This is a genomic window from Nostoc sp. (genome assembly GCF_036918245.1).
GTDB lineage: Bacteria > Cyanobacteriota > Cyanobacteriia > Cyanobacteriales > Nostocaceae > Nostoc.
Genome location: NZ_JBALEF010000054.1, coordinates 183,506 through 200,312, shown reverse-complemented (window position 1 = coordinate 200,312; position 16,807 = coordinate 183,506). Strand labels below are relative to the sequence as shown.

Below are 16,807 nucleotides of genomic sequence, written 5' to 3'. Positions count from 1 at the left end.
TGGTTAGTGCCACTGCCAAACTCAATCTCTGCTTCATCAGGCTAATGATTAAGAGGCTTGCAGCACCTTCTTAGATGTCAAATGGGTTCTATATGCAGTCCACCAAGCATATCTTTACTAGTTTAGTTTTTTCGCACCGACTTACTTAACCCTCTTTCATCACTCTCTCCAGAGAGATTCTGAAAACCTTGTGGGGAATGTCATCTATCTAAATATATATTTGAATAAGTTTAACTGATAGAATATATTTTTTAGATAGTAATTTACTATAAATAGGCTATTGCTAAAGCTATTTGTTCTTGATATTGTAATCAATAGTAAATCAAAATTAGTTGCAATAATCTAAATATTTCTTTTATTTATCCAAATATAAGTCACTATTTTTTTCTTGTCATAGTGATAGCGAGAGCATCTGTGTATCAGGGTTGCATCTAAACTGATCACAAATAAATGCTGAACTAATTAAAAGTCAACAAAAAAATCAATGCTTTGGAAATATTACCTGTTACTCTTAATCATGTTTTAGCCTTGGAAAGTTTACTCCTTATCATAAACATCCATTTGAGCGCTTATTGATTGCTCAGAGTAATATTGAATATGCTATTTTAGTCACTTACGATCTTAATGATTACCAAGTATCAAGTTAAGCTAGCTTGGTAATTGGTTTGACAAAAAATACTCTAGCCGTTTGCAATTGATTTAACGATAATCATTCAGCCAAACTCTTAAATTCGATTTACCTATCTGCCAAACCCACCTGTCCTCCAATTAGCCCCAAAAATCCAGTTCCAAAGTGTTGAATCTCCAAAAAGCTTGCTTGCTCCGGCGAGGTTTTGTAAATTTTTAATGTCTTCATAATTCCTAATGTGGCAGCACTTTCTAGAGGCCCAACAAAACTAATATCTCGGTCAAAAAAATAGGTTTGATTAGCCCATTTAGCCATCTGATTTGCATTTAAAAAGTAGCAGCCTGCGTGAGGATTGAGGGCACGACAAAAGGTAATTGGTGTATTCATAATTGTACCCTTAAGTTCCTGTTGTTCCTGCACATTTTGAAAAGGAGCAGTTACTCGTAAAGCCAAATCCCCATCAATATAAGCTTTGTGAACCAAAGCTTTGGGAGAGACTTCATAACGATTTGGCTGAAGCAAATTTAAATCACCCGCTTGTTGGGTAAACCAGTTTAATTTTATAAAAAACCAAGGGTCATGAATAATTAAGTCATCTTCAAGAAAGCAGTAATAATCATACTGACCGAGACAACTTTGCAAAACAGCTTGACACTCAAACCCCAAAAGCAGAGGCTCTGCATTGCTAGAATGATGCCTATATAAATGGGATGGTAAGGGAAGCTGATTCAGGAGATGATTATCTTTAGTTGTACAAATAACAATATCTAGTTCGTGAGACTGCGGCTGATTAGCAGGAAAAGCTAGTCGTTGAGCAATGTTGATAATACTTTGAGATTTGCCAAATAATTGGTGTAAAGCGGTAATACTTTTAGTTAACGCCTCCAAGCGGGGTTGCGGGTCTTTGCGTTGGGAAGCATGACGACCCTCATTGCTAGCTTTGAAAAAATGAGCAATGGTAAAAATAATTCGCATTTTCAATATCGCTTCTGTATTTATTTGTAATTTGTCATTTGTCATTGATCAATAACTAATGATTAATATACTTCTTGTAAAAGTCTTTATTTTCAGGCTTTTATTTGCACATTTGCTTAAGGCAAAAAATATTTATGCAAGTGACTAATAACCAATGACCAATGACTAATGACTAATGTTATCTAATTTCTGCCAAATCCTTTAGAACTTGGACGCTTTTTCAAACTATCAGAATTTTTCCCAGCGAACATCCACTGCAAATGCTGTGGTAACAGTTTCGCCAAATCATAACGCTTCAGAATTGTCTCTCGCGCATTCGCACGAATTGCTTTCATCTCTTGAGGATGATTCAGCGCCTCTTCAACCCGATTAGCAATATTCTGAGGAGAAAAGAAATCTACTAGCAGTCCATTCACCCCATCCTGTACAACCTCCAAGACAGGCGAAGTCTTAGAAGCTATTAGTAAACATCCTGCTGCCATTACTTCTAACATTGACCAGGATAATACAAAAGGACGGGTTAAATAAACATGGGCAGAAGAAGCTTGCAAAACCTGAAGGTACTCATTGTAAGGAAGCCTATCTGTAAAATGCAGCCTCGATAAATCCAAAGATAATTTTTCTAACATTAATTGTTTATAAGTCTGACCATCGGGGAGATTTTTACCATAAGCAACTCGATTTTCTCCCACAACTACCACATGGCACTTAGGTCGTCGCTGCTGAATTAGCGCTACAGTTTCCATAAACTGCGGAAAACCTCTATAAGGTTCCATTCCTCGTCCTACATAAGTTACCAACTCTTCCACATGAGAAAGATCCAGATTTATTCTTGGTAAAACTAACTTTGCGCCTAGTTTGGGAACAAAATAATTGGTATCAACACCATCATGAATTACAGTGAGCTTGCTATGATATTCTTTGGGAAACTGCTGACGCTGCCAATTAGTTGGAGAAAGACCGCGATCGCAGCTATATAAATCAGTTAAAATCGGTGCATTTTTCACGCGGATGCGGCATTCATCATCAGCGTTCAGTGGATCGTTGGGATCGAAATCTGCATCGGAACCGTGAGCATGGTAAAACCACTCGAAATAACACAATAATTCTGCTTTGGGGAAAACATCTTTCATAAATAAAGTTGGCCCCCAACCAGAATGACCATAAACTATATCTGGAAAGAAACCCTCAGCTTTTAATTTTTCTGCCACGCGATAGACAGCCTGTGCTGTGAGAACAGCATTTTCCAGGTTACGAACGTAGTGGTGAGTTTGAGGTGCCGCTTCACGAGAAGGAGTATAAATAGCTTTAAAAACGCCAGGTATTTCCCCTTCCCGACGATTTGTCCCAAAGACGACTTGGCAATTAGGATCTTTACCTAAAACTGTCGCTAGGTTGCGAAATTGTGAGGGAAAATTGGGATGTAAAAATAAAATTCTCATTGGAATAATCTTGATTAACTTATTGCCAGATAAAATAAATTAAGACAAGCTGCTTAAGATTATAAGATTATTTATCACAACTTTTAGCAAGTAAATTTAGATAAATGGTTGCCCGAAAATGCGAAAATAATCGCAAATTCGTGTTATAACGATGAAATTTATTGGCATTGATTTAGGCTGGCGATCGCAACCAAGTGGGTTGTGCTGTTTAGAATGGATAGATGGACAACTACAATTACTCGATCTAGACCGCAAAGATGCCATTGCAGACATCCTCATTTGGATCGCTCAAAGCGTATAAGCAGACGAACCAGCCATTATTGCCGTAGATGCACCTACCCTTATACCCTAACGCTAACGGGAGTCGTCTCCCCGACAAACTCAGCCACAAATACTTTGGTAAATATCATGCGGGATGCTACCCAGCTAATCAAAACCTACCCTTCGCAGAGCGCACCATCAATTTTGGTTTAGAATTGGAATCACGCGGTTTTGCACACGCCCCCACCATTGAACCCCAAAAACTCAGCAGATATCAAATAGAAGTCTTTCCCCACCCAGCAATTGTTAACCTATTTAACTTAGAACGCATCCTCAAATACAAAAAAGGACGCCTCAATCAGCGCCGCCTAGAACTAATTAAACTCCAAAATTATCTTCTCGATATCCTCCCCTGTTTCTCTCCTCCTCTGCGCCTCTCTTGCCTCTGCGGTTTGTTTACTTCCGAAATCCCCACCACAGGCGCAGCCCTCAAAGTAACCGAAGATAAACTAGATAGCTTAATTTGCGCTTATGTTGCTGCTTATTGGTGGTATTGGGGAGAAGAACGTAATTTGGTATTAGGCGATGGCACCACTGGCTACATTGTCATCCCTCAAAGAATGTTATAAGGAAAAGAAATAGGTTTTAGCGTTAGGACTGCTACAGTTGACGAGTCATTTAGCTAAAATCAGGTTTCATCTCTTTGTAATCTCGTAAGATTGAAATCGAGGATGTTTTATGCAAGGAGTTAATTCTAACTTGAGTTTAAAAGAGCTTTATGAAATTGACGATCATCTTTGGTTAGAGGAAACAATCAAACTATTGAAAGGTAACCATTTAGAAGAATTAGATTTAGAAAATTTAATTGAGGAGCTAGAAAATTTGGGTCGTAGAGACAAAGCCAAGGTTGCTAGTTTATTAGAACAAATTATTAGACATCTTTTATTGCTGCAATATTGGACAGAAGAAACTCAATATAATTCTGGACACTGGAAAGCAGAAATTAGAAGTTTCAGGAATCAATTAAAACGTAACTTGACAAGGAATTTATATCAATACTTAGAAAATGAATTAATATCAATTTATGATGATGCTTTAGGATATGTAATTGAGAAAACTGAGGGCAAACTAGATAACTTACCGAAATATTGTACTTATACCTTAGAACAGCTACTAGATATTAATTATCTACCTGAAAATGTTTAATATAAAAGGCGTTGCTAAACTTAAATCAGCAACGCCTCGTTTTGAGTATTCAATAACTACTGACTACTCTGATTCTGCCCAAGCAATTAACCTTGGTTCATAAGGATTAGCCAGATTTTTATTTTTTGGCAATACACGCAAAGACAAACCTTGTAAACCAGAAGCGGTATAGGTGATATTACCCGTGTAAGTACTCAATTGCTGTGCATCTTCCCCTTGGTAATCCATCACCACTGGCACAGCGTTGACAATCTCACCATTAGCATCGATCGCACCTTGATATAACTCCACCTGCACATCATCATTGGTCAAAGTTGCTAAGTCAACCTTGGCTTTGACAGCAACGGTTTGATTAACCTCAATGTCTGAAACTGCCGATACGTCAATATCTTTGATTTTGATGTTGAACCAGTGTTCGCCCAGTTTTTCCTTCCAAGCGGCTAGTTCTTTGGCTGGGGCATAGTTATCAACAGTCAGGGTATGATAGCGATCGCTAGCTGGGAAATAAGCCCTTTGTGCATATTCTCCTACCATCCGCGCTGTATTAAAGAAGGGACAATTCAACCGAATTGCATCCTTCATTTTGGCAACCCACGGACGCGGCAAACCATCAGTATCCCGATGTTCATAAAATAACGGTACAACTTCCTTCTCTAACAACTCGTAGAGAGCATTTGCTTCTACTTCATCTTGGTAGTTAGGATCGTCGTAATTCTCTCCATGTCCAATCGCCCAGCCTGTGCGGACGTAATCAGCTTCATCCCACCAGCCATCTAGCACACTTAAATTCGGCAATCCATTCATTGCCGCTTTCATCCCACTAGTACCAGAGGCTTCCCGTGGACGACGCGGTGTATTTAACCAGATATCGCAACCCGCAACCATTAACCGGGAGATGTGAATGTCGTAATTCGGAACAAACACTACCTGTTTTTCTAAATGTTGTTCGCGGATAAAGTGATTGATCTCGCGGATCAGTTCTTTACCAGGGATATCCTTGGGATGTGCCTTACCAGCAATCACGAATTGCACTTTCCGGTCTTTGTTAGCCAGCAGAAGCCGCTTAATGCGATCCAAATCGCGCATCCAGAGGGTAGCGCGTTTGTAGGTGGCAAAGCGACGGGCAAAGCCAATGGTGAAAGCGTAAGGATCTAAAACTTCTTGGGCTTGGATAATCTCGGAAGCGGAAGCGCCGCGATCGGTCAAATGCTTAACTAAATGCTCCCGTACATACAAAATCATATCTAAGCGACAGCGTTCGTGATTGCGCCACAATTCTTCATCGGGTATGGCATCCATCCGCTCCCACAATGGGCTATCTGGTGGTGCTGATGACCAATTTGGACCCAGGTAGCGATCGTACAATTCTTGAGTCGATTTGGCCACACAACTCCGAGCATGGACACCGTTAGTAATTGCGGCGATCGGCACTTCTTCCACTGGCACATTCTTCCACAAGCCTTGGAACATTTGCCGCGACACCACACCATGCAGTTGTGCGACACCATTAGAAAATGTTGCCATTTTCAGCGCCAGCACCGCCATACTGAAAGGCCCAGATAAATCGCCTGTATTTTCACGCCCCAGTCCTAAAAATTGCTCTTTGGGCAACCCAAATATCTCTGCATAATATCCCAGGTAGTGCAACATTTTTTCGGGAGCGAACAAGTCAATCCCTGCTGGTACTGGTGTGTGGGTGGTAAAGATATTGCTCGAAGCCACCACTTGTTTAGCTTGGGCATAATTCAGTCCCTCTTCCTGAATCAGCAAGCGGATGCGTTCTAGGGCGGAGAAGGCAGCATGACCTTCATTCATGTGGTAGGCGGTAACTTTCAGCCCCAAAGCTTTGAGCATTTGCACACCACCGATCCCCAGCATAATTTCCTGGTGGATACGCATATCGATGTCGCCACCGTACAGCTGATCTGTGATGTCGTGGTCGTAAGTGTTGTTCGGTTCAATATTGGTGTCCAGCAGATACAGAGGTACTGTTCCTACCTGTACGCGCCAAACTCTGGCATACACCTTGCGTCCTGGATAATCTACCGCAATCTGCAGTTCAGAACCATCGGCATTGCGTTCTAGATGCAAGGGCATATTATAGAAATCGTTGAGCAGGTAACGTTCTTGCTGCCAGCCATCAGCATTGAGATACTGGGCAAAGTAGCCTTGCTGATACAGCAAACCTACACCGACAAGCGGTAGCCCCAAGTCACTGGCAGATTTGAGGTGATCCCCCGCCAGAACACCCAAGCCTCCAGAATAGACGGGCAAACAATCTACAAGTCCAAATTCCGCCGAAAAATAGGCGTAGCATTCTTTGGGTTTCTGCTCCCGTTGTTTCTGATACCAGGTGCGCTCTTGCAAATAATCGTCTAACTGACGGTCAGCTCGATCCATTTGCGCTAAAAAGCCTTCATCTTCGACAACTTCCAGAAGCCGCGATTGAGAGATTGTACCCAACATTAACACTGGGTTATGATGACTAGACTCCCACAGGTCAGAGTCTAAGCGACGGAATAAATCTTTAGTATCAACGTTCCAATCCCAGTGCAAGTTATATGCCAGCCGCCGTAGTGGTTCGAGTCGCGGCGGTAGTGAAGGGGATACGTTAAATGTGCGAATTGGCTGCATAGGTTGGCAAAACTCCAAGTTTAGCTATGGTTATTGTTTACTCTCTTTACCAATGTTGCCAATTCTTTATACAGTAGTTTGTGAAAAAGCGATGACTTTGTTAAGCATTGAGAATCATTTTTAACCTCGTTGCTAAAGTTTACACCAAGGTGTTTCTAATTCTATGCCTGACTCTGAGCCATGTACTTGGTATATTAAAATTTAATCATTGACTGGTATGTATCACTTAAAAAAAATTTAGTTTATAATAAATAATTTATATTTATTTTAGTATTGCTTCCGGGGATCAATTCGAGATTCTTGGCTGAGGGTGAAAATTCCCCATAGCTGTGTCCAGTAAAGTTAAATTTTTTAATTATTTTTTAATAAAATTGCGCTGTCAAAGAAGGCAATCCCGAAGAAACGAGTTTTAAAAGCCTTGCATGAAAATCTTCTAAAGACTAGGATTTTTACTCAACACTGGCTCAACGCCCCGCTATCCATGTACAGCACTTTCAAGTCACGAGGCAGAAGGGGAACCCCATAAATAATTGGATGAAAGCCCTACCAAGCAGTTAATCAAGAAAAGCGATGCCTGCGGCGGGCTACGCCTACGCTAACTACTTGGTATGAAATATTTACACTAAATCAGGAAAATAACTTATAAAGGTGTTATTTTATGCACCTAGTGAAGGCTGATCTTTAGTATTTTTTGTCATTGTCAGAGCTACAGCTGCTGCATAAGCGAGTTCCGCTGCCATTTGATAAGCAAGTTTGATACTTGATGAAGTGTCCTTGACTTTAGGAGAGGGGGAAGCTTTTTTTCGGCGCGACTTTTGTTTGACATCACCTGCTGCAATAGCTCGCTGTAAAATGATCCAGGCATCTAAGTCTTCTGAATCATAATTACTTTGAAGTTGCGATCGCAGTTGATCTTCGGCTACAACACTCAGATAGCCGATAGTTAGAGCTTCTTGTACAATTTCTTTAATTAAAGCCATAATTTGAACCAAGTGTGTGAGTTAAAACCGATACCTCAATTTGGGAAATTAGATGTTTGTTGGTAGATTTATCCTCGAAACTAAGCTACGTTTTAGATTTCTTTAAATAAAATTTATAACGACTAGTACCAAGCACACATCACCCTCTTGGCTCACCCGAATGGGTGATTTAGAATATTTTAGATAATAAGTATGTGGACAAAAGGAATATTTTGAGCTAATTTGGCTTTTTAACGAAGAGAGTGTCACAAGTATAGTAGATATCATCCTAAGTTTAACACCCAATCATAAAATTACTTTTCCCAGCAACGATATAAATATAGACAAAAATGCCAATAACTGCTGACAGCATTTTTTTTATCTCCCTCCTCAAGGGATTTTATCTAAGTGTATAAAAATATTTACAAGTAGCGTAAGCTTTGCCCGCCGTAGGCATCGCTCTAGTAAAAAAGTTAACTTATTTCCACCATTCTCATCAACAATAAACCTGGAAATAAACTTATTTTATGAGAGTGTTCCACTAAAAATAAAATGTGTTATCGTTAAAAACAATTGTTATTAAAAACCATTCATGTAATTACAAACGTGAATTGGTTAGCCTGTAAATCATCCGTGTGCAACATGATTGGAGCAGCATACTCTAGAAATTCGTTGCAAGAAAGCCGTCATAGCAGTCGGGGAAGCGCTTACTTGTTTGCACCGATGGTTAACTTCAATGTGATGGCTGATGTGGGAGATAATCCACCCTAATTGGATTTTATTTGGGCAAAAATACCCAGAACAATCCAACAATAATTACATTGTTATGCTAGGCAAAAATTTTATCTAAACTTTGAATATAGTCTAGTTAAATGTATTTTTTGTTGCCAAATAGCTTGTGAAACTGAATTGTTTTAAAAGACTAAAACCGCTTGAGAGGATATAGCCTCAAGACAAACAACACTATCCCTATTTGCTTTAGGAGTGCTGTTAGCGGTAGCAAGCTTTTCAAATTTGCCAGAGAACCAAAACAGTAGTCTATCTAAACCAGTAAATTTTCCATCAGACAATTTAAGAGTCTGAGTTTTGACCCAGCAATGCACTGAAACTGTTTTGTTAATTTATTTTGTGAAAAAGAAGCCAAAGTTTTACGTGCATATAGTACAAAAGCTGATAGCGACTTAACACAAATGTGCATATTACTTGAGTAATTCTACACACCTAGCCTCAAGAATTGCTTGCATAGTCAAAGCCAGACTCTGGTTTTTCAAATGTTGGAAAACCATCTAAAAATCTTGGGGAATTTTGGTGATATTGCTACTTTAGCTCATGTATTAATACACACATAGGCTATTGGTATTGGCAGAAGATTAGGATACAGCCAAAACAACTTTAAACACTGTCAACAACAATTGATTAAAGAGATATGTAGCTATGCAGAACGAGCAATATTTTTCCAAATTGCAGCGCGTGCAAGAACTTTTAGTAACTACAGTTTTAGGAGATATCCCGACACTTCTTCTCGGTCCAAAGTTGCGTAATTTAGGATATCGTAGTATTTTTGCCCAGATAGACAGTCCAGTGTATATTCAAAATGGTGTTGAATTTAACGGTACTTCTTGTATTGAGATCGGCGCAGGAGTCTATATTTTCAAGGGTGTGCGGATGGATGCGAGAGGACACAAAAATAATAGAATTCATCTAGGAGATAGAGTTGCGATTGAGCGTAACGTTGATATTGGGTCTTTGGCAGATACGTATATACATATTGATGAAGACACCTTCATTGCTCCCAACGTGTGTATTGAGGGGCCAGGAGACATTAAAATTGGTAAACACTGCATGATTGCTGCCCATTCAGGGATATATGCCAATAATCATAATTTTGCCGATCCGATGGATCTGATTAAATACCAAGGTGTTACTCGCAAGGGAATTGAAATTGAGGATAATTGTTGGCTAGGACATGGAGTAACAGTATTAGATGGCGTTACTATCGGCAAAGGTAGTGTTATTGGTGCGGGAGCAGTTGTTAATAGAGATATTCCTGCTTTTTCCGTTGCTGTCGGCATACCTGCACGAGTAATCAAAAACCGAATTGGCAAAGATATAGCAAAGCTTCAAGTTGAAAAATAGGGTATTGGACATTGGGCATTGGGCATTGGGCATTGGGCAGAGGGGAAAAACTTAGTGCAACTTCTCCTCTGCTCCCCCGGTTACTGAGCGCAGTCGTTGGCGCAGCCTCTCCAAGAGTTGTATGCTCCCTTGCTTCTTCATCTCCTACTCCTGATTCCCGACTCAGCACTGGCTCAACGCCCCGCTATTCATGTACAGCACTCAGCACTGCTGAAAGGTATGGGGAATAGTAACTATCCCCTGTAACCTGTTGCCTTTTTTGGGAAACCTTTGCCATCAGTCAACGTCACAAGGGTAAACGTCTCTGAGTTACTTTCTTAAGGGCATCTACAAGTCAGACACCTGACATCTTGTACATTATCAATAACCGTAGGGTAGACATTGCTAGTCCTGAGTCCCCAAAGTCCTCTAAAAAAGGGACAAGATTTGGGTAATATAAAGTAGCTATCTTTTCTGCATTGCAGATACTGAAAGAAAAGCTTTCTTTGTTTTACCCGTTGGAGATATTTCTATGCTGACTTTAAAAATCGCTGTTTATATTGTTGTTGCCTTCTTCGTAACTATCTTCATCTTCGGATTTTTGTCGAACGATCCAGCTCGTAACCCCGGCCGTCGGGACTTAGAGTAAAAGGGCGATAAATCATCCGCGACTTTGGAAGGCGGAAAATACTAAACGCCACGGAAACTTACTAAGCGAAAATTTAGTAAGTTTCTTTCTCCAAGTAGCTTGCTGTAGGTAGCAGAAGGCAACAGTCGGAAGGCAAAATGTATGTTTAATCCTTCCCTTTGTCATTTGGCTGTTTGTTAGCCCGATTTTGCTCACTTATGCTTCATCCAGTTCTGCCACCTAATCCGCCTCCTATCGTTGAATCTTTACAACCTGTAAATCCCGCCTCATCTGCTAGTCATACAAAGTTTCTTTCAGGTGTAGATACTGGAATATACGAAAAGACAGACAAATCCAAGCAGCCCAAGAATTTGGCTCAGTTGGCAATTTCGGGTAATACCAAAAGCGATCCTTTATTGTCAACTCCGATCAGCTCAACTCAAGATGACTTGGTAGTTGCTGAAACTTCTTCTGTAACTCATTCACCAGAAACGTTTCCACCAGAAAGTTCCCTACTCCCAGGTTCTGCAACTGCTGGGCTTTTGGGGCAGCCGCTGATTGTTGGTTATCCCACGCAGGAGGTTACAACCTCTAATCGCCAAATAAAAGAAGACACAAAGACAAGTCCGAGCGTCGAACCCCGCCACTCGGAACTTATCTTGATGTCGGCGCTGCGTAAACGGGAGATGCAAAGAGAAGCCGCTGCGTTGCAAAGAAAAGTCGGAGCGGAGGCTTCAGACCAAAACGCAAAAGATGAACCTTCTCAAAAACTCAGTCAGCGATGTCTGACGACAAGCCGCTTTGCGTCTACGCTAAATCCAAATTCTAATGGTGGAGAAAAACCAACCTTTTTAGACTCTTCTAGCTTTAGCTATAGAGTTTCTCCAAGTCCCCTTGTCGCCCAATCTCCGCGCCCTCTTCAAATTGCCCCAACTGCCACAAACAGCAACAAGTTAGGCAAATCCAAAGCAGAAATTTTAGCTGAGAAGTTAATCCAGCAAAAACAGCAACGTGATATTACTGCACAACAGTCTCTAAAAAAAGACAATATCTCTGTATCTGCTGCCGATTTAGCACCGAGTTCTCAATCAGTACAAAATTTCATCACATTCAAGTCTCGTAAGCCCACAAACCAACTCTCAGCACCCATCACTGTAGAATTTAAGTCCCAAGTCCAGCAACAAAGCCAAGTACCAACGCCTACACCACAGGTAAATACCACTCAGCCACAAGCTCAACCATCTGGTACAACTGCGCCAGCTACCACACTGCCAGCCGGACAAAGAATTGTAGAAGTCACTTCAGATCGGCAAGAGTATGATGAGAAACAGCGAATTATTACAGCTGTAGGTAATGTAATTGTGCGATTTGATGGGGCTGTGGTGGATGCCGATCGCTTACAAGTCAATTTGGACAACTTGATCGCTGCGGGGTTCGGCAACGTCACCTTAACACGGGGCGATCAGATACTGCGTGGACAACGCTTTACCTATAACTTCGTTCAAGATCGTGGGGAACTGGAAAATGGTAGAGGAGAAATTTACGTACCCTCAGCACAAACAGATTTTGCTTTTTCACCCACGGCTGTAAGTGCTGGTGGAGTTTCAAAACGTCCGCCCAGCGATCGCATTAGAGCCAATCAACCCGTTTCCGGTGTGAGTAGCCCTGGAGGAATTGATGTCACATTTGGTGGTCAGGCAGATGCTAGCAACATCCCGCCACCGAAAACAGGGGGTGTAGTCAATCGGCTCAGGTTTGAAGCTGAACAAATTGACTTTTATCCGCAAGGCTGGCAAGCAAGCAATGTCCGCATCACCAACGATCCTTTTTCGCCCCCTGAATTAGAATTACGCGCAGATAAAGTAACTTTGACGCGAGAATCACCCTTGGTAGACCGCATCAGGACACAGCGACAGCGTTTGGTATTGGATCAAACAGTCTCCTTACCAATTCCGCTGAATGAGCGTACTATTGACCGCCGAGAGCGGGACGTTACACCTGCAATAGTCTCCCCTGGCTACGATGGAGAAGATCGGGGTGGTTTGTATATTGAGCGTGGCTTTCCAGTAATCGATACAGAGCAGACACGCTGGACGATCACGCCCCAGTTATTATTACAGAGAGGTGTGCAAGAAGGCACGGGTGACTTAGGCGCACTGTTTGGTCTGAAGACCAAGATAAATTCTGTTTTAAGTCCACGGTCGATAATTCAGGGAACTGGGGAGTTAACTAGTTTTAACTTGAACAATCTGGAAGACAATTTGCGGGTAAATTTAGGATTGCGCCAGACATTAGGGACTTCCCTTCCCCACACATTGAATGTGCAATATAACTACCGCGATCGTCTCTACAACGGTACTCTGGGTTTTCAAACTGTCCAGAGCAGTTTTGGCGGTATTATTACCTCTCCGGTGATTCCTTTAGGAAAAAGTGGCATCAACCTCAATTACCAGGCAAGTGCCCAGTATATTGATGCCAACACCGATCGCCCAGACTTGCTAGAGCCAGTGCGGGAAAACGATCGCATTTCACTTGGTCGTTTACAAGCCAGTGCTACCCTCAGTAAAGGGCTGTTGCTGTGGCAGGGAAAACCATTACCACCCACTGCCACTGAGGGATTACGATACACTGCTACCCCTGTAGTTCCTTACTTGCAAGCAATCGCTAGCCTTACAGGCACTACCAGTTATTACAGCAATGGTGATAACCAAAGCACCCTAATTGGTACAATTGGCTTACAAGGGCAAATTGGTCATTTTTCCCGGCCTTTTTTCGACTATACGGCCTTTAATATCAGTTACTCTCAAGGCTTTAATAACGGATTATCACCCTTTTTGTTCGACCGCTCCGTTGATAACACAGTATTGACTGCTGGAATATCACAGCAAATCTACGGCCCTTTTCGCTTAGGTTTTCAAACATCTGTTAACTTGGATACTGGTAGAGAAACTAGCACCGATTACATTTTGGAATATAGCCGTCGCACCTATGGCATCACCTTACGTTACAATCCAGTGCTGGAGTTAGGCGGCTTCAGCATCCGAATTAGTGATTTTAATTGGGGTGGCGGCACCGATCCATTTTCGGAAGTTAAGCCAGTAGTGAACGGCGTGCAACAGGATAATTAGTTTAAGGACTGGGGACAACTCGACAGGCGATCGCACAATTGGTTGATGCCCCACCAGGTATTCTCAAGCTGGCATAGTCGCCGCTTAGTTGAACGCATGATGGTGGTTGATGTAGGGTTACACAGCATCTGTGAACTGCTACTTGGTACTCTCGCCATTGCTTACGGATTGCGATACTGTCGGCATCATTACCTAAGTCGGAAAATCTTAGCCCCGCTCGCATCAGCCAAGATTCCACGTCAGTTGTTTCACCAACTATTTCTGGAATGGAATTAATCTTTTTCATGAGTAATATCTTATACGTATATTCGCTATTGCTAATTTCACTTTAAAAGAAAGTATCAATACTAGCCAATATCATTTTTTATCAAAATCATCAAAAAAAATGATTCATACCTGAATATGAATACTCAGGTATGAAAGAGTGAATTACTATTACGGCTGGTAAACATCATTGCTTTAGCTTCCGAATAAGCCGTTTTCTAGCTTGTAATTACTAGAAGCGATAGCCTAATCCGGCTTGGAAGCTGACGGCATCAGCATCACTATTTCTGTAAGCGTCAATACCCCATTTAGTATCACCGTAGGCAATGACATTTTTGCTAACTTCTGATTCAATACCAAGGGTGACTACAGGTGAATTCCGATTGCCCAATGGGGTTTTTTGACCTTCGTCAGTTACAAAGGAATAACCACCACCGAAGTAAACGTTAGTATTTTTGGCGATAGGTGCATCATAAGTTACTATGGGCATAATTGCAGCAGCATCACCACCATACAGCACAGAACCCCGCAGTGAAACAGGGGCATTGGGTACGGCGTATCGTCCTTGAATATTACCACCAATTTGTGCTTCATCGTTTCCTTGTCCGCCACTGGTTGCACCAACAGCAACACCAGCACCGATGTAGTTACCGTTAGTACCTGCTGTTTGAGCAGATGCAATGCCGGCTGAGAGGACAATAGAAGCAACAGCAAGGAAAGACGCAGCTAATTTTGTAAGTTTCATAGAATTATTCTCACTAGAGTTAGGTAAAATCAATGTTCTCTAGTACTAGAATCTCTTTTTTTACAAAATGTAACCTCGCACACCTGGTTCACCCAAGTGGCTGAATTATTTCTCACCCACCTGGGTGTAACAACTGAAAAATTCAAATAACAGTTATTTCTTCAAAAAGCGCTGACGTAGACGAGATATAAAAATATTCACCTCTGGTATTTTCAGGCATGAAGCGATCGCCGCAAACACCGCAATCCCTACAAAGCCAGATACACACAACTGCAACACCAGAATCAGTAAACCCGTTTTACCTAACAAGTGCTGAGAACCAATCAATGTCCCATAGCTTGCTACCCCAGCAACTACGCTACCAGCAGCCAAACCTAGAATCGGCAAACTCCACTCGCGCCAAGGTAAACCATTGAGTTTGCGATCGAGCAACCATAACAGCATTAACATTGAGCTACAATTTACACCCACCGTTGCTAATACCAAACCGGGAGCGCCAAAAGGTTTAACGAAAAACCAATCTAATAAGATGTTGAGCAAGATGTTAAAAATACTGATGCGAAAAGGGGTCTGTCCATCGCCCAAAGCATAGAATACCCGCACCAAAACATCACGCCCCAAATAGACAAACATCCCAATTCCATAAGCCACTAGCAAAGATGAAACTAGCTGTGTGGCTTCTGGCTTGAAAGCCCCGCGCTCATATACTACCTGCACAATGGGTACAGATAGCGCCACCATCAGCGCCCCTAGCGGTAGCATGGTAAAAGCAGTGAGTAGGAGTCCTTGGCGAATCCGTAACTTTAAGTCCTGCCAATTTTCGGGGCCAGCAAGTTTGGCAAATATCGGTAATAGAGGCAGCAAAATAATATTAGAAATAATCCCCAAGGGAGTTTGGACTAATAGATTGGCATAGTTAAATCCTGCCGCCGCACCAGGGATAGGACTAGCAAAATAAAGGTCAGTAGCAACATTAATTGGCATCATTCCAGAGGAAACTGTTGCCGGAGTCATAATTTTGATCACTTCTTGAACGCCTGGAGATTTAAAATCAAACCGCAGGCGTAATGTGCCCAATCCTAACCGCCACTGGACAATTAGCTGCACTACCCACTGGAGAATCGCTCCTGCCAAGGTTCCCCAAGCTAATACCATTCCCCCGATTAAAGCGTACTCCGGCTTAATAATATTCTTGCCCAGTTGCATCGCCAAGATAGCAAGACCGCCAACAACGGTAATACTAGATAATAAAGGGCTAATGGAGAGTAACCAATATTGATTGGCTGTATTGAGAGTACCGAAGCCAATGCCAATTAAACCGGCAAATAAAGCCATCGGGGCCATAATGCGGAGTTGTTGAATGGCGATCGCTCTGGTTGTTTCTTCCAAACCATGACCGACTAAATCAACGATCGCATCCGCAAATAGAACTTGAGCCACTGTCACCAGCAACAGCACTCCACCTACCAGCGTTGTCACGGTTTCCACTAGGGGAGCCGCTTCTTCTCGCCGACGCTTGGCTAAAACGCTGACGAGCGCACTGTGTAATGGCCCATTTACCCCACCGAGTAAGATCAATAGAAAGCCTGGGATAATATAGGCATAACTATAGGCAGTGGCAGCAGCACCAACACCAAATGCGGCAGCGATCGCTTGCTGCCGCACTAAACCGAAGACTTTACTAATTAATGTGGCTGCGGCAACAATGCCAGCAATTCCAGCGAAAGAACGAGAGGGTTTTTGATCTTGTTGTGTCACGAATAATACCCGACAACTCTTGCAGAGTGCATACTTTAAAACATTTAACCTGAAATTCCGCAGT

The 16,807-nt window shown here is 42.0% G+C and carries 12 protein-coding genes and 1 pseudogene; 6 read left to right on the top strand and 7 right to left on the bottom strand.

All coding sequences use genetic code 11. The annotated features are described in order from the left end of the window. Positions 1-736: 736 nt before the first annotated feature. Together V7L12_RS14940 and V7L12_RS14935 are read right to left on the bottom strand one after the other, a co-directional pair. Positions 737-1,603 carry a calcium-binding protein gene (locus V7L12_RS14940; protein WP_335085204.1) on the bottom strand — a complete coding sequence of 289 codons (867 nt, stop codon included), beginning with the start codon at positions 1,601-1,603 and terminating at the stop codon, positions 737-739. 182 nt (positions 1,604-1,785) lie between these two features. Beyond that, positions 1,786-3,045 carry a glycosyltransferase family 4 protein gene (locus tag V7L12_RS14935; protein WP_335085192.1) on the bottom strand — a complete coding sequence of 420 codons (1,260 nt, stop codon included), beginning with the start codon at positions 3,043-3,045 and terminating at the stop codon, positions 1,786-1,788. A 151-nt stretch (positions 3,046-3,196) separates the two neighbouring features. Between V7L12_RS14935 and V7L12_RS14930 the strand changes: the two are divergent. Continuing rightward, positions 3,197-3,935, top strand: a pseudogene (locus tag V7L12_RS14930) (DUF429 domain-containing protein). Positions 3,936-4,044: 109 nt separating this feature from the next. Beyond that, positions 4,045-4,512, top strand: a complete 468-nt coding sequence (locus V7L12_RS14925) for a DUF29 domain-containing protein (RefSeq protein WP_335085190.1) — start codon at positions 4,045-4,047, stop codon at positions 4,510-4,512. A 63-nt stretch (positions 4,513-4,575) separates the two neighbouring features. On the opposite strand, the gene glgP is transcribed toward V7L12_RS14925, so the two are convergent. Both glgP and V7L12_RS14915 read right to left on the bottom strand, forming a co-directional pair. Further along, positions 4,576-7,146 carry an alpha-glucan family phosphorylase gene (gene glgP, locus V7L12_RS14920; protein WP_335085188.1) on the bottom strand — a complete coding sequence of 857 codons (2,571 nt, stop codon included), beginning with the start codon at positions 7,144-7,146 and terminating at the stop codon, positions 4,576-4,578. Positions 7,147-7,802: 656 nt separating this feature from the next. Next, positions 7,803-8,126: a hypothetical protein gene (locus V7L12_RS14915; RefSeq protein ID WP_334825340.1), complete on the bottom strand. Its 324-nt coding sequence runs from the start codon at positions 8,124-8,126 to the stop codon at positions 7,803-7,805. A gap of 612 nt (positions 8,127-8,738) precedes the next feature. Here V7L12_RS14915 and V7L12_RS14910 point away from each other — a divergent pair. The 4 genes from V7L12_RS14910 (at position 8,739) to V7L12_RS14895 (ending at position 13,976) form a co-directional block, all read left to right on the top strand. Further along, a complete protein-coding gene (locus V7L12_RS14910; protein ID WP_174707946.1) occupies positions 8,739-8,876 on the top strand; it encodes a hypothetical protein in 138 nt (45 codons plus the stop codon). A 663-nt stretch (positions 8,877-9,539) separates the two neighbouring features. Beyond that, positions 9,540-10,241, top strand: a complete 702-nt coding sequence (locus V7L12_RS14905; RefSeq protein ID WP_335085187.1) for an acyltransferase — start codon at positions 9,540-9,542, stop codon at positions 10,239-10,241. 511 nt (positions 10,242-10,752) lie between these two features. Further along, the gene (locus V7L12_RS14900; RefSeq protein ID WP_041566417.1) at positions 10,753-10,869 is read left to right on the top strand and encodes a photosystem II reaction center protein I; all 117 of its coding nucleotides are present in this window, start codon (positions 10,753-10,755) and stop codon (positions 10,867-10,869) included. Positions 10,870-11,066: 197 nt separating this feature from the next. Beyond that, on the top strand, positions 11,067-13,976 hold the full coding sequence (locus V7L12_RS14895) for a DUF3769 domain-containing protein (RefSeq protein WP_335085185.1): 2,910 nt from the start codon (positions 11,067-11,069) through the stop codon (positions 13,974-13,976). 1 nt (position 13,977) lies between these two features. Here the strand turns inward: V7L12_RS14895 and V7L12_RS14890 are convergent, their stop codons facing one another. The 3 genes from V7L12_RS14890 to murJ form a co-directional block, all read right to left on the bottom strand. Then, complete coding sequence (locus tag V7L12_RS14890; protein ID WP_335085184.1) at positions 13,978-14,262, bottom strand: hypothetical protein; 285 nt, start codon at positions 14,260-14,262, stop codon at positions 13,978-13,980. A 210-nt stretch (positions 14,263-14,472) separates the two neighbouring features. Beyond that, the gene (locus tag V7L12_RS14885) at positions 14,473-14,985 is read right to left on the bottom strand and encodes an outer membrane beta-barrel protein (protein ID WP_334825330.1); all 513 of its coding nucleotides are present in this window, start codon (positions 14,983-14,985) and stop codon (positions 14,473-14,475) included. A 153-nt stretch (positions 14,986-15,138) separates the two neighbouring features. Beyond that, entirely contained in the window at positions 15,139-16,743 is a 1,605-nt protein-coding gene (murJ, locus tag V7L12_RS14880) for a murein biosynthesis integral membrane protein MurJ (RefSeq protein ID WP_335085183.1), read from the bottom strand. Positions 16,744-16,807: the final 64 nt, after the last annotated feature.

What these genes read in the sequence shown, in the direction of transcription:
- V7L12_RS14900 (WP_041566417.1), top strand. Translation starts at nt 10,753, where the DNA reads ATGCTGACTTTAAAAATCGCTGTTTATATTGTTGTTGCCTTCTTCGTA.
- glgP (WP_335085188.1), bottom strand. Translation starts at nt 7,146, where the DNA reads ATGCAGCCAATTCGCACATTTAACGTATCCCCTTCACTACCGCCGCGA.
- V7L12_RS14895 (WP_335085185.1), top strand. Translation starts at nt 11,067, where the DNA reads ATGCTTCATCCAGTTCTGCCACCTAATCCGCCTCCTATCGTTGAATCT.
- V7L12_RS14935 (WP_335085192.1), bottom strand. Translation starts at nt 3,045, where the DNA reads ATGAGAATTTTATTTTTACATCCCAATTTTCCCTCACAATTTCGCAAC.
- V7L12_RS14890 (WP_335085184.1), bottom strand. Translation starts at nt 14,262, where the DNA reads ATGAAAAAGATTAATTCCATTCCAGAAATAGTTGGTGAAACAACTGAC.
- V7L12_RS14885 (WP_334825330.1), bottom strand. Translation starts at nt 14,985, where the DNA reads ATGAAACTTACAAAATTAGCTGCGTCTTTCCTTGCTGTTGCTTCTATT.
- V7L12_RS14905 (WP_335085187.1), top strand. Translation starts at nt 9,540, where the DNA reads ATGCAGAACGAGCAATATTTTTCCAAATTGCAGCGCGTGCAAGAACTT.
- V7L12_RS14915 (WP_334825340.1), bottom strand. Translation starts at nt 8,126, where the DNA reads ATGGCTTTAATTAAAGAAATTGTACAAGAAGCTCTAACTATCGGCTAT.
- V7L12_RS14925 (WP_335085190.1), top strand. Translation starts at nt 4,045, where the DNA reads ATGCAAGGAGTTAATTCTAACTTGAGTTTAAAAGAGCTTTATGAAATT.
- V7L12_RS14940 (WP_335085204.1), bottom strand. Translation starts at nt 1,603, where the DNA reads ATGCGAATTATTTTTACCATTGCTCATTTTTTCAAAGCTAGCAATGAG.